Origin of the sequence: Aeromonas sp. HMWF015 (genome assembly GCF_963878965.1) — a bacterium.
Lineage (GTDB): Bacteria > Pseudomonadota > Gammaproteobacteria > Enterobacterales > Aeromonadaceae > Aeromonas > Aeromonas veronii.
In genome coordinates, this window is the sequence record NZ_CAWNZT010000305.1 from 1 (window position 1) to 14,379 (window position 14,379).

Annotated in this window: 10 protein-coding genes; 7 read left to right on the forward strand and 3 right to left on the reverse strand. The window is 56.3% G+C overall.

All coding sequences use genetic code 11. The features are described 5' to 3' along the window. The first annotated feature begins 55 nt into the window (after positions 1-55). From AACS18_RS15620 to AACS18_RS15630, 3 genes are all read left to right on the forward strand, one after another. Positions 56-4,897, forward strand: coding sequence for a T1SS-143 repeat domain-containing protein (locus AACS18_RS15620; protein ID WP_219927976.1), 4,842 nt, complete (start codon positions 56-58; stop codon positions 4,895-4,897). An 86-nt stretch (positions 4,898-4,983) separates the two neighbouring features. Then, on the forward strand, positions 4,984-5,544 hold the full coding sequence (locus AACS18_RS15625; RefSeq protein WP_108612654.1) for a hypothetical protein: 561 nt from the start codon (positions 4,984-4,986) through the stop codon (positions 5,542-5,544). Between the two features lie 56 nt (positions 5,545-5,600). Further along, positions 5,601-6,317, forward strand: coding sequence for an SIMPL domain-containing protein (locus AACS18_RS15630; protein ID WP_005337338.1), 717 nt, complete (start codon positions 5,601-5,603; stop codon positions 6,315-6,317). Positions 6,318-6,453: 136 nt separating this feature from the next. Here AACS18_RS15630 and ahpF read toward each other — a convergent pair whose 3' ends face one another. From ahpF to AACS18_RS15645, 3 genes are all read right to left on the reverse strand, one after another. Beyond that, a complete protein-coding gene (gene ahpF, locus AACS18_RS15635; RefSeq protein ID WP_108612655.1) occupies positions 6,454-8,034 on the reverse strand; it encodes an alkyl hydroperoxide reductase subunit F in 1,581 nt (526 codons plus the stop codon). A 124-nt stretch (positions 8,035-8,158) separates the two neighbouring features. Then, positions 8,159-8,725 carry an alkyl hydroperoxide reductase subunit C gene (ahpC, locus tag AACS18_RS15640; RefSeq protein WP_005337335.1) on the reverse strand — a complete coding sequence of 189 codons (567 nt, stop codon included), beginning with the start codon at positions 8,723-8,725 and terminating at the stop codon, positions 8,159-8,161. A gap of 705 nt (positions 8,726-9,430) precedes the next feature. Then, positions 9,431-9,877, reverse strand: a complete 447-nt coding sequence (locus AACS18_RS15645) for a CBS domain-containing protein (RefSeq protein ID WP_013723842.1) — start codon at positions 9,875-9,877, stop codon at positions 9,431-9,433. A gap of 212 nt (positions 9,878-10,089) precedes the next feature. Here AACS18_RS15645 and queA point away from each other — a divergent pair, with 212 nt between their 5' ends. From queA to secD, 4 genes are all read left to right on the forward strand, one after another. Continuing rightward, positions 10,090-11,142 carry a tRNA preQ1(34) S-adenosylmethionine ribosyltransferase-isomerase QueA gene (gene queA, locus AACS18_RS15650; RefSeq protein ID WP_005344678.1) on the forward strand — a complete coding sequence of 351 codons (1,053 nt, stop codon included), beginning with the start codon at positions 10,090-10,092 and terminating at the stop codon, positions 11,140-11,142. Positions 11,143-11,216: 74 nt separating this feature from the next. Continuing rightward, complete coding sequence (tgt, locus tag AACS18_RS15655; RefSeq protein WP_005337329.1) at positions 11,217-12,353, forward strand: tRNA guanosine(34) transglycosylase Tgt; 1,137 nt, start codon at positions 11,217-11,219, stop codon at positions 12,351-12,353. 52 nt (positions 12,354-12,405) lie between these two features. Beyond that, positions 12,406-12,741 carry a preprotein translocase subunit YajC gene (yajC, locus tag AACS18_RS15660; protein ID WP_005337327.1) on the forward strand — a complete coding sequence of 112 codons (336 nt, stop codon included), beginning with the start codon at positions 12,406-12,408 and terminating at the stop codon, positions 12,739-12,741. Positions 12,742-12,759: 18 nt separating this feature from the next. Next, positions 12,760-14,379: protein translocase subunit SecD (secD, locus tag AACS18_RS15665; RefSeq protein ID WP_108612656.1), on the forward strand; the 1,620-nt coding region annotated here is incomplete at its 3' end.

Consider the following 14,379-nt stretch of genomic DNA (forward strand, 5'->3'; position numbering starts at 1 on the left):
CGGCGTGTTCCGCTTCGAGGATGACGGTCCCAAAGCAAGCAATGTCCAGGCTGCATTGGTACTTGACGATGAAGGCCTTGTTGGCGGGATCAATGGTGGTTCTGGTGATGTGGCAGGGGCCAACACCAGCGTCACGGGCAATCTGGTTTATCAGGCCGGGGCTGATGGCCTCAAATCGCTTGAACTCTCCGGGCCTAATGCGTTGGGAAGTGAAAGTGTGACCTCAACGTGGGATGCCCAAAGTGGAACCTTGTCTATCAGTTCCACTCGTGGTGTCTTGATGACGGTCACCATTACCGACCCGATCACTGGTGCCTACTCGGTGAAACTTCTGCAGCCATTGATGCACACAGGGGTTGATACCGAAGACACTCTCACCCTCAATGTGGGCTACAAGGTGACAGATGGTGACGGGGATAGTGCCAGTGGCGTACTTGCAGTCACAATTAACGATGATACGCCGACAATCCAGGTGGGTGAGCTGTCCCTGACTTCTTCAGTCACTTTCCTGGGTAGCAACGCCGGTTATTCAAATAGCTATGGCTATTACATCAAAGGTGATGATGGCACCCCGTTGTCCGGCAAAGTCATCTGGGCAAATGTTCACAGTCAGAGTGTGGGAAGCCAGACAGATATCAGTTCGTTGGATCCTGCTCATACCGGATTCTTTGTTATCCCCAATGGAGGTGCCAATCCCGGTCTTGGTGATGGTGCCACCGTCACATTTCAGTTTATTAATGGCAAGTGGCAGGCATTCGTTGGCAGCACTGCGTTGAGTGGTGCCGATGGTGCCAACATCGTGTTCAGCGATGCGAGCCTCAACCCTGGCGGTTCACATTTGCAGGATACTGGTAGCGCAGGCAACCAGAACTGGGAGGATATGACCCTCAACTCAGATTACGACTACAACGATGTCAGCACCACTGTGACTTGGGGCGGTGCTGTGCAGTTGCAGGTCGATGAGTCCAACCTCAATCATGATGCAACAGCTGACTTTAGTGGTGTGTTCAACGTACAGCCGGGGGCAGATGGTCTGGGATCCAAGAGCTACAGCTTGAGCATACAAAATGTAAATTCAGGCTTGATTGATACAACAACAGGTGAACAGATCAGACTAGTTATGAATGGCTCAACGATTGAAGGGCGTACTATAACCACCGGTCAGTTGGTGTTTAACCTTAGCGTTGACGGCAGCGGTAAAGTAACTCTTGATCAATTACGAGCTATTGAACATCCGACTTCTGATCCCGATGAAGTCAAATTCCTCGGCTCTGGCCATATAAGTTTGACACTGACCGTTACCGATAAGGATGGTGACCACACTAGCGGTCGACTAGATATCGGTAAAGTTATCAGCTTCAAAGACGATGGCCCGAGTATCAGCGCCAACGCAGTAGTGCAACTGGACGATGATGCCCTGGCGGGCGGCATAGCTGGCGGCTCGGGCGACGACCCGAACGCGGTCAACGTCAGCGGAATTCTGGGCCACAGCTTCGGTGCCGACGGCGCTGGCAGTGTGCAATGGCTGACTACGGGGGCGCCGGCTGGATTTACTTATGAAACGAATCCCGCAGGCGCTCTGTTGGTCAAACAGGGGGCGACCACAGTGCTGACAGTAACCCTGAACTCGGCTACTGGGGCGTATAGCGTGACGCAGAATTCGCCTATTCAACATGCGAATGCTGATCAGGAGAACAACCAGGCGTTTACCCTGAACTATAAAGTGAACGATGGCGATGGCGATACCGCGACCGGCACGTTGGCTATCAATGTCGATGACGATACGCCGGTGGCGAAGAACGACACGGCTATCGTTGCCGAGTCCAGCGGCAAGGACTTCAACGTCGCGTTCGTGCTGGATTCCAGCGGCAGTATCAACGGTACCGAGTTCGCCACCATGATGGCGGCTGTGCGGGCGGCAGGCCAGGCGCTGTTCAACGGCACCGACGGTACCGTGCAGATCACTATCGTGGCGTTTTCCACCGGGGCTACTTCTTACACTGCGATCAGTTCGCTGGCGGCCTTCGAGTCGCTGATTGACAGCATCCTGGCCAACCGTCCCTTCAACGGCAATACCAACTTCACGGCGGCAGTTGAGCAAACCATGGATGTCTACAACCCGATACCGGGTTGGAGCAACCAGGTATTCTTCATCAGCGACGGCAATCCGAATGTCGATACAGGTGTCAACAACTCGCTGGAAAGTGGCACGGCGACGGATTGGAACAACTTCATCGACAGTTACGGCATCAACGTCACTACCATTGGGGTGGGTGACGGCATCAACGGGCCGCGGCTGCAGGATGTTGACCTGGATGGCAGCGGCTCGCCGATTCTGGTGACCGACTTCGATGATCTGATCGACGCGCTGCTCTCTCAGATATCGGGCAACACGGTCAGCGGCAACGTCCTGCTCGGCAACAACAATGTCGTGGGTGGCGGTGACGACGATGCCTTTGGCGCCGATGGCGCCGGTCGGGTGCTGTCGATCGAGATCGATGGGGTTACCTTCACCTGGAACGGCGTGGGCACCATTGCGGTGAGTACGGGCGGTAGCATCGCCGGTAACCAGTTGAGCAACATCGTCACCGATCTGGGCGGCAAACTGAGCTTCAACTTTACCAACGGCACCTGGAGCTACGTTGCGCCGCAGAGCGTTGCGTCGGATACCAGCGAGAGCTTCGACTACGTGATCATCGACAAGGACGGCGACCCGTCGCAGGCCACGCTGACGGTCAATATCGAGGATGCTGCACCGGTGATCGGCAGGGTGGACGAGGACGAACTGCCCGGTGGTATTACCGATAACGATCTGCAGACCACGGTTGCCACCGGCAGCCTGACCGAGCTGCTGATCGGCAACGGTCCTGCCACCTTCAGCCTGCAGAGTTCGCCGGCGTTCCTGCCGACCCTGACCTCTGATGGTGTGGCTGTCACCTACAACGTCGTCGGTAATACCCTGACGGCGATGGCGGGCGCGGCCACTATCTTCACCCTGGTGGTGCAAGCCAATGGCGCTTACACCTTCACGCTCAGCGGTCCGCTGGATCACCCGCTGGCCAACGGCAACGACAACGAAATCCTCACGCTGAACCTGACCGAGGCAGTCAAGGCCACCAACGGCGGAAATCCGGTGCCGCTGGCCGGTGATCTGCTGATCCAGGTCGAGGACGACGTGCCGGCGATCTTGGCAACCTCGAACCTAGTGTACTCCAACAGTGGCAACCCGGGCGGAGCTACCGGCGTGTTCGACTACAGCACCGATGCCGATACTCGTGGCAGTGGTCCCTTCAGTGCGGCGGACTCGGACTTCAAGTCCATCATGCTGACGGGCAATGTCGGTGGCACGGCGATCAGCGCGCAATCGGTGACCTGGGTGTCGGAGAGCGCTACCACCGCGACCTTCGATATCGAGTTCGACTACGCGCCGAACCCGGCCAACCCCGGCGTCAAGAAAGAGGCTACCGGTACCCTGACCTTCGACAAGGTGAACGGCACCTACACGGTGACGCTGGACGGGCCGATCGAGGGCTTCCAGGTGCTGAAAACCAGCGCTTCGCTGGGTATCACGGGCTATGTGCCGGGTGGAAGCTCGGTGGATACCACCAATCCGGAGGTGGCGGTTTCTCAGCTGGCCACTGACTTCTTCGTGCAGTTCAGGAGCTACGCCGAGACCGGTGGTGGCGCCGGTAGCAACAATCTGCAGACGGGAGGCACGAACACCAACGTCTTCGTCAATGGTGAGACCTTCACCCAGACGAGTTCCTACGTCTCTCTGTCCAACAGCGAGAACGGGGTGGCGGGCGACACCATTGGCAAGGGCGAAGTGCTGGACCTGAACTTCTATACCTCCAACCCCACCGGCAACCTGGGGCTGACCCCGACCGGCCGTGCTGATGGCGTCTACCTGAAGTTCGATGGCATCAACAATGAGGATTTGGTTATCGTGCTGAAGCTGGTCGGTGCCGGAGGTGTTACGACCACTAGGGCGCTGGTGGTCAGCAACAGCGACATCTACCGCAATTTCAGCGGTGCAACGGCGCTGGCTGCCCTGGCCGTCTATGGCATCACCCTGGACAACAACGATGGTGCGATCGTCATCGAGAGCAATGACTACAACGCCGCCGGTGAGAGCTGGCAGATCTACGGGGCGCAGATCCTGACGTCGGTCGAAGACATCACCACCAGCGTCGCGCTCAACTATGACCGCGACTTCAATGATGGTTTCGATGGTCTCACCAGCTTTGCTAACCAAAGCGACAACGATGTGGTCAAGGTCTCCGATATCGGCTTTATCAAGACCCAGACCACCACCGTGGATGCGGACCTCGACTTCCAGGTGGTAGTGCAGGATGCCGACAACGATGCCACTTCGAGCGTGAATCTGCATGTCACCATCGAAGCTGGCAATGTGTTCACCGGCACAGCTATGGCTGACATCATACATGGCAGTGCCGATAACGATACAATCAAGGGGTTGGGCGGAGATGATCAGCTTATCGGTGGATTAGGTAATGACATCCTGATCGGTGGATTAGGCTCGGATACTCTTGTAGGTGGCTCTGGCAGCGATACCTTCAAGTGGGGGGCGGGTGATATCGGTGGTGTGGATGTCATCAAAGACTTCACCACCGGCACTGGCGGAGATGTACTGGATATAAGCGAGCTGCTAACTGGCGAGCATGCCAACTCTGGTTCGCTTGATGCGTACCTCAATTTCAGTAGTGATGGGCCAGGCACAAACAAATCAACATTGACTATTGATTTGGATGGTACGAATGGAGGAACCACCCACGTCATAAAATTTGACAGTATTGACTTGACGACCCTGGGTAACAGTGACTTGCAGATTATTCAGAAGTTGCTGGATGACGGTAACTTGAAGGTTGATCCGTAACCTTGTCTTGGGGCCGGGCTTGCCTGGCCCCTGTTTTTTCCCTAAGGGGATGGATAAGATAGCGGTAGTAGAGGAGAGGGGTAATCATGCAGTCATTCAACTGGGTCGACATTGATGGCATCCGTTATAGCTGGGATGGGCAGGGGAACATTACCTGCGCAGGCCAGTTTGGCTATCAGGCCTCGATCGCGGGGGATCGGCTGGATGGGATGGAGATTGAGAATGAGGCCGGTGATGTAGCGGGCTCGCTCTATGTTGATTTCGCTACGGCCTCTATCACTTATGTGCCGGTCATGGATACCGAGTCTGCCCATAACATGATTCTGGTTGGCCATCATCAGGGGCAGCAGGAGTATCCGCTGGCCAGTTTTCACTCTCCGTTGTTGCAAGATTTGCTGGGGCCATCTGATACCATTCCTTGGTCTGCGATGGAGGAGGATAGCGGTGGCACCAATATCGGACAGGCGGTGCAAGGACACGTTCTGTCGTGGGACTCGTTCCATTTCGATGATGAGGTGTTGGTCTGTGGCGCGGCTCCTGAGCTGGATATGGCAAACCAGAGCCAGGATCCCGGCAGCATGGTCACCATTAGTCTCGATCTGACCAATCAGATACTGGATCAGATCCCCCCCTTGCACGATATATAAATCCCGTAGCTGCACGGGCATAATGGCCTCAATCTTTCCGATTGAGGTTTTTTTCTATGTGGCGTCCCCTTCTTACTCTTTCTGCTCTGGTTGTCAGTGCTCCGCTGCTGGCGATTGAAGTGCCGCAAGCGCCCCATCTGGTGGTGAGCGGTTATGCCGAGCAGAAGACCGAACCCGATATGCTTACCCTCAATGTGGCGGTGAGCGCACTGGATAAGCAGGGCCTCAAGGCCAAGCAGCAGGTTGATACCAAGGTCGCAGCCTTTTTCAGCCAACTGGAAGGGTTGGGGATCAAGCGCAGCGATGTTGAGGCTGGCAACCTGATGGTCTCTCCGGAATATCAGTATGGCGAGAACAAGAAGCCGGTATTGTTGGGATACCGTGCTCAGCGACAATTGGCGGTGAAGCTCTATCAGCTGGATAAATTGAGCCCCCTGATGGATACCGCCCTCAAAGCCGGGCTGGAGTCCGTATCCCAGATTGAGTACGGGTTGAAATCGCCGCAGGTCATCAAGGAGCAGGCCCGTCTGAATGCCGTTGAGGATGCCAAAACCAAGGCTGAATCTCTGGCCAAAGCGTTTGGGATGAAGCTTGGCAAGGTCTACAGTGTGGAGTACCGCAATGCTTCGCCCATTACCGCCTACAGCCGCAACCTGAAGGTAGTGCAGGCCATGGCGATGGCTGCACCTGCGGCGGATATGGCGGACAACAGCTATCAACAACAGCAGATCACGGTAAGTGATAATATCGAGGCTGTTTTCTTGCTGGAGTGATGCCCATCGTTGAAGTCCAGTCATGAATAACCCCGCCATTTGCTGCGGGGTTTTTATTGCGCATCGATGCAGATATAAAAAAGCCGACGCTCGTGTTTACTTCATCGGGCGTCGGCTTTTTGTTGCGCGGGGTTTATCAGACAGTCACAGCGTCAGCCTTGGTCGCTTCAGGAGCCGGGTTGCGGATGAGGTAATCAAACGCACCCAGTGCGGCGGTGGCGCCAGTACCCATGGAGATGATGATCTGCTTGAACGGTACCGTGGTGGCATCCCCTGCGGCGTAGACGCCGGGCAGGGAGGTCGCCCCTTTGGTATCGATCTCGATCTCGCCAAAGCGGGTCAGAGCAATCTCGCTCCCTTTCAGGAACTCGGTGTTCGGTACCAGGCCGATCTGGACGAAGATACCCGCCACCGCCAGGTGTTTGATCTCACCGGTGGTGCGATCTTCGTAGTCCATACCGACCACCTTGCTGCCATCACCGATCACTTCGGTGGTGCGCGCGCTCATGATGATGTCGATATTGCTCATGGAGCGAGCCTTCTTCTGCAGCACTTCATCGGCTCGCAGGGTGTCGGCGAACTCCACCACAGTCACATGCTCGACGATGCCAGCCAAGTCGATCGCTGCCTCGATGCCGGAGTTACCGCCACCGATCACAGCTACTCGCTTGCCCTTGAAGAAGGGACCATCGCAGTGCGGGCAGTAGGCCACGCCCTTGGTGCGGTACTCAAGCTCGCCCGGTACGTTCAGATCACGCCAGCGGGCACCGGTAGCCAGGATCACGGCGCGGCTCTTCAAGGTGGCGCCAGAGGCGAGATCCACGTTCACATATCCATCTTTGCTGATAGCGGCGGCGCGCTGTTCGGTTATCACTTCCACGCCGTACTGTTTGACGTGCTGCTCCAGGCTGGCGGCCAGTTTGGGGCCTTCGGTGTAGGGCACGGAGATAAAGTTCTCGATACCGACGGTGTCCATCACCTGACCACCGAAACGCTCGGCAACGATGGCGGTGCGAATGCCTTTACGGGCGGCATAGATGGCCGCTGCGGCGCCAGCCGGGCCACCGCCCACCACCAGTACGTCGTAGGGATCTTTCTCATTCAGCTCGGCAGCCTTGCGCTCGGCTGCGCCGGTGTCGAGTTTGGCGACGATCTCTTCGAGTGAAATACGGCCCTGGCTGAACGGTTGACCGTTCAGGTAGACATTCGGTACCGCCATGATTTGACGCTCGGCGACTTCTTCCTGGAACAGGGCGCCGTCGATCATGGTGTGAGTGATGCCGGGGTTCAGGGTCGCCATCAGGTTGAGGGCCTGTACTACGTCCGGGCAGTTGTGGCAGGAGAGGGAGATATAGGTCTCGAAGTGGAACTCACCCTTGAGATTGCGGATCTGCTCCTGCACGGCCGCATCGGCCTTGGAGGGGTGGCCGCCGCTTTGCAGCAGGGCGAGCACCAGAGAGGTAAATTCATGACCCATGGGGATGCCGGCAAAGTGAACGCGCGGGACTTGGCCCTGTGGCGCGACACTCATGGAAGGCTTGCGAGCGGCAGTGCCAGAGGTCTGGGTGATCTTGGGGGACATCTCGGCGATCTCGCTGGCCAGTGCCAGCAGCTCTGCAGATTTGTCGCTGTCGTTGCCGGACACGCTGATCTCGATGGGATTGACGATGTACTGCAGATAGGTGTTCAGCTGTTGTTTGAGGTTGGTATCCAACATCTTCGAATTCCTTCTTGTGATTGCGGGTCGGCGTGAGATGTAAGCCGGAAAGCAGACCGGCGCCTTTGCTTGGGGCCGGAAACAAAACCGGCCCTTATACGGGCCGGTCTTGGAAGCGGGAGGCTTAGATCTTGCCTACCAGGTCCAGGGACGGGGCCAGAGTGGCTTCGCCTTCTTTCCATTTAGCCGGGCACACTTCACCCGGGTGGGAGGCAACGTACTGGGCTGCTTTGACTTTGCGCAGCAGTTCCAGTGCGTCACGGCCGATGCCGCCAGCGTTGATCTCGACGATCTGGATGATGCCCTGCGGGTCAATTACGAAGGTACCGCGGTCAGCCAGACCAGCTTCTTCGATCATCACGCCGAAGTTGCGGGTGATGGTACCAGTCGGGTCACCAATCATCGGGTACTGGATCTTCTGAATGGTGTCAGAAGTGTCGTGCCATGCTTTGTGAGTGAAGTGGGTATCGGTAGAGACAGAGTAGATCTCAACGCCCAGCTTCTGGAATTCAGCGTAGTTGTCAGCCAGGTCGCCCAGCTCGGTCGGGCAAACGAAGGTGAAGTCAGCCGGGTAGAAGAAGACCACGGACCACTTGCCTTTCAGGTCAGCGTCAGACACCTGAACGAATTTGCCATTGTGGTAGGCGGTAGCATTGAACGGCTTGATTTCAGTGTTGATGTAGGTAGACATGTAATTGCTCCTTGGTGATGTACATATGCCGGTCTGGTGTTGAAGAGTCTTGCCAGACGAGGCGCTTAACTTTCGATGGATTCATCATAGGGGCTTCCGTTAATCGATAAAAGCCGCAATTTTGAATCGCTTAAATCTACTTATTAGATAGCTCACTATGGCTGTACCTAACATGAATATCTCTGGCCTACTGAGATAACTCCTTGTCGTGGTTCAATATCTGTGCGCTACATCGCCTTTTCAAGGCATAAGAAGGGGTGTGCAGAGCCACGATGACGCGATGAGATAAACGGTGGTGCAAACATATGAAACAAACAGATGGCGCAGGCGGTTGAGGCCGCTGCTCGCAGAGATGGGTGATGTGCTGGCAAGGGGGAAGCCGAAAAGCGCAGATAAAAAAATCCCGGCGCTATCGCAACGACAGGGCCGGGTCATCAAACAAGGAATGGCTATATAAACAAATGCTTTACAGCAAAGACTAACTACGGGGTGTGCAAACTTGCAGACATATGAGAGGAAGATAATGGGTGCACAATCCCTCGTCTCCCCCTCGGCAACTATTGCATGAGAGGGATGATAGTGTGACGCAGATCACAAGGCAAGCATTTGGCGTAATTTTTCAATCAAAATGAAAGTGTTTCATCATTTCAGCTTGTTTTGACGGCTGAAAACGCTTTTATTGTAATTTAATTACAGCCAAATCTGTCAAAAGTCGGTAGGTGGTTCCTGCTCTTCCATCAATTCCAGCAGGTTGATGGCCACGGCAATAAAGTCCGACTCGGTGACAATGCCGATCAGCTTGCGTCCTTTGAGTACCGGCAGGCAGCCATATCTGTGGCGCTGCAGGTAGAGTGCTGCCTCCTTGATGCCGGCGTGAGGATCTACGCTCGCCACTTGCCGTGTCATGATCTCGTCGAGTTGCACGCTGTCGGTAAATTCTGCTTCCCGCTCCGGGCTGATGAGCAGCAGCTTGGATTCCCGGGTAGCCAGGATATCGGTGAGGGTCACCAGCCCCAGCAGGTGGTGCTGCTCGTCGACGATGGGAATGTGGCGGATCCGCTCCTGCTGCATCAGGTCCATCGCCTGTTTGACACTGTTTGACGGACCCAGAGTGAAGGGGTGTTCGGTCATGATTTCGGATAGGGTCATCATGGTGGGCCTCCTTGTGTATCTGCTTTCACCCTAGCCCAGCCCCAACTGGCAAAACATGATCAGGGTCAATACAGAACATTAAAGAATCATTAACCGGAGGTGTGTCTCAATATTGCTCGCTACCCCTTGTCTCTCTTGGGTTTTTGGTCTTTTGGGTTGCCTTGGAAGATGGGGATAACTAGACTAGCCGCCGATTCCCCCCGAGGTGAAAGATGCAAGTATCCGATTTTCATTTTGATCTGCCAGACGAGCTGATTGCCCGCTATCCGATGGCAGAGCGTACTGCCAGCCGCCTGTTGCAGCTCGATGGTCAAACTGGCGCCCTGCGCCACGGTCAATTTGTGGATGTGCTGGATCAGCTCAATCCGGGTGACCTGCTGGTATTCAATAACACCCGTGTCATTCCGGCGCGCATGTTTGGCCAGAAGGCCAGCGGCGGCAAGCTGGAGGTACTGGTCGAGCGCATTCTGGACGAGCACAGCGTGCTGGCCCATGTCCGTGCCTCCAAGGCGCCCAAGCCCGGCACCCGGATGATCATGGATGGTGGTGTGGAGGCAGAGATGCGCGCCCGCCACGATGCCCTGTTCGAGATCCACTTCCTCGACCCGCGTCCGGTGCTGGAGATTTTGGAGGCCATCGGCCACATGCCGCTGCCCCCCTATATCGACCGTCCCGACGAGGATGCTGACAAGGAGCGCTACCAGACCGTTTACAATCAAAAACCGGGGGCTGTCGCTGCGCCGACCGCCGGCCTGCACTTTGATGAGCCGCTGCTTGAGAAAATTCGGGCCAAAGGGGTTGAAACGGCCTTCGTCACCCTGCATGTAGGGGCGGGGACCTTCCAGCCGGTGCGGGTAGAGAAGATTGAAGATCACCATATGCACTCCGAGTATGCGGAAGTGCCGCAAGAGGTGGTAGATGCCATCGCGGCCACCCGTGCCCGTGGTGGTCGGGTGATTGCCGTTGGCACCACCTCGGTCCGTTCGCTGGAGAGCGCGGCCAAGGTCACCCTGGCGCAGGGCAAACCGCTGGCGCCCTTCTTTAGTGACACCGATATCTTCATCTTCCCTGGTTACCAGTTCCAGATTGTCGATGCCATGGTCACCAACTTCCATCTGCCGGAGTCGACCCTGATCATGCTGGTCAGCGCCTTCGCCGGTTATGACAACGTGATGGCGGCCTATCAGGCAGCCGTGGCCGGGCAGTACCGTTTCTTCAGCTACGGGGACGCCATGTTCGTCACCCGTCGCCAGGTTGAAGCATAAGCTTCAGCTTATTTACCGGGCCGTGAGCGGCCCTCCTATTGTCAGACTGTTTATCTGACGCAGCCGAGGTAGCAATGAAATTTGAACTGAAAACCACCGACGGCCGTGCCCGTCGCGGTCAACTGGTCTTCGAACGTGGTGTGGTACAAACACCGGCCTTTATGCCGGTCGGGACTTACGGCACCGTCAAGGGGATGACCCCGGAAGAAGTGCGTGAAACCGGCGCCCAGATCCTGCTGGGTAACACCTTCCACCTCTGGCTACGTCCGGGTCAGGAAGTGATGCGTGCCCACGGCGATCTGCATGACTTCATGAACTGGCAGGGCCCGATCCTGACCGACTCCGGTGGTTTCCAGGTGTTCAGCCTAGGCCATATTCGCAAGATCACCGAAGCGGGCGTCCACTTCCGTCACCCCATCAATGGCGAGAAGATCTTCCTCGACCCCGAGAAGTCCATGGAGATCCAGTACGATCTGGGCTCCGACATCGTGATGATCTTCGACGAGTGCACTCCGTACCCGGCCACTTATGAAGAAGCGCGCAAGTCCATGGAGATGTCCCTGCGCTGGGGCAAGCGCTCCCGCGACAAGTTTGATGCGCTGGGCAACAAGAACGCCCTGTTCGGCATCATCCAGGGCTCGGTCTACGAAGATCTGCGTGATGTCTCCCTCAAGGGGCTGCTGGAGATCGGTTTCGACGGTTATGCGGTCGGTGGTCTGGCGGTGGGTGAACCCAAAGAGGACATGCACCGTATCCTCGAGCACGTCTGCCCGAAAATTCCGGCTGACAAGCCGCGCTACCTGATGGGTGTCGGCAAGCCGGAAGATCTGGTGGAAGGGGTGCGCCGCGGTATCGACATGTTCGACTGCGTCATGCCGACCCGCAACGCCCGCAACGGCCACCTGTTCACCACCGATGGTGTGGTGAAGATCCGCAACGCCCAACATCGCAACGACACCAGTACCCTGGATGCCGAGTGTGATTGCTACACCTGCAAGAACTACAGCCGAAGCTACCTGCACCATCTGGACAAGTGCAACGAGATCCTCGGTGCCCGTCTGAATACGATTCATAACCTGCGTTATTACCAGCGTGTGATGCAGGGTTTGCGGGACGCGATCGAGCAGGGTAAATTAGACGACTTTGTAACAGAGTTTTACCGTCGGCAAGGGAAGCCTGTGCCTCCGTTAGCTGAAAATGACGTTAAATAACAACAACATATAATTTTGTTTTTTTAAATCTACATCAATAAGAGGTTGTTAAATGAGCATTATCTCCAAGGCGTATGCAGAAGGCGCAGCACCGGGTGCACAGGGTGGTGGTATGGAAATGATCATCATGCTGGCCGTATTCGGCCTGATTTTCTACTTCATGATCTATCGTCCCCAGGCCAAGCGTGCCAAGGATCACCGCAATCTGATGAGCTCCTTGTCCAAGGGTGATGAAGTGCTCACTTCCGGTGGCCTGGTTGGCAAAATTGCCAAAGTGGCTGCAGACAGCGATTACCTGGTGATCGCCCTGAACGACCAGACTCAAGTCACCATCAAAAAGGACTTCGTCTCTGCCGTTCTGCCCAAGGGTTCTATCCAGTCCCTTTAATCTCCCAAGGAGCACAGCGTGTTGAATCGCTATCCGCTGTGGAAATACCTGATGGTGATCCTGGTGATCGCCATCGGTTTTCTATATGCAGCCCCCAATCTTTACGGCGAAGATCCGGCTTTGCAGGTTTCTGCCAGCCGTGGTGCCGAAGTCAAGCTAGATACTCTTGATCTGGTGAAAGAGACCCTTGAAGCGGCCAAGATCCCGGTCAAACATGCTGCATTCGAGCACGGTTTTATCCTGATCCGTTTCAAGAACACCGAAGACCAGCTGAAGGCGCGCGATATCGTTGCCAACAAGCTGGGCGACAACTTCATTACCGCACTCAACCTGGCACCTTCCACTCCCGCCTGGCTCGAAGCCATCGGTGCGGCGCCTCTGAAGCTGGGTCTTGATCTGCGCGGTGGTGTGCATTTCCTGATGGAAGTGGACATGGCCGAAGCACTGACCAAGCAGCAAGAGCAGATGGTGCAGGATTTCCGCTCCGAGCTGCGCACCCAGAAGATCCGTTACTCCGGCGTACGCCGGGTCGGAGATCAGGTGCAGGTGATCTTCCGTGACGAAGCCGATCAGGAACGCGCCGTTTCTCATCTGCGTCGTCAGAACCCTGATTTGACTTTCACTACCGAGCAGAAGGGGGATGAGTTCATCCTGCTGGCTGGTCTGAGCGAAGCGAAGATCAAGGAAGTGAAGAAGTACGCCCTCGAGCAGAACATCACCATCATCCGTAACCGGGTCAACGAACTGGGCGTGGCCGAGCCGCTGGTACAACAGCAAGGCGCCGAGCGCATTGTCGTTGAACTGCCCGGTATTCAGGATACTGCTCGCGCCAAGGAGATCCTGGGTGCGACCGCTACCCTGGAATTCCACATGGTCGATGAGACTGCTGACATCCAGGCTGCGGCCGATGGCCGTGTCCCGCCCAGCTCCAAGGTCTATACCGATCGCAACGGTCGTCCCGTGGTGCTGCAAAAGCGGGTGATCCTGACCGGTGACCACATCGTGGGTGCACAGTCCGGTTTCGACGAGTACAGTCGTCCCCAGGTCAACATCAAGCTGGATGGCCAGGGTGGCAACAAGATGGCCAACTTTACCAAGGACAACGTCGGTAAAGGGATGGCGACCGTCTTCATCGAGTACAAGCCGGTCGGTCAACCGGGTCCGGATGGCAAGCGCAAGTTCCGCAAGCAGGAGGAGGTGATCAACGTCGCCACCATCCAGTCGCGTCTTGGCAGCCAGTTCCGTATCACCGGCATCGACAACGCCAACGAAGCACACAACCTGGCGCTGCTGCTGCGTGCCGGTGCCCTGATCGCCCCGATCCAGATCGTGGAAGAGCGCACCATTGGCCCGAGCCTGGGTCAACAGAACATCGACAGCGGTATGGAAGCCATCGGCTGGGCCATGCTGGTGATCGTGCTGTTCATGGGGATCTACTACCGCGCGTTCGGCTGGGTTGCCAACCTGGCGCTCTGTATGAACCTTGTGTTGATTGTCGGCATTATGTCGATGATCCCGGGGGCCACCATGACCCTGCCGGGTATCGCCGGTATCGTCCTGACGCTGGGTATGGCGGTGGATGCCAACGTGCTGATCTACGAGCGTATTCGTGAAGAGATCCGCAACGGTCGTGGTGTT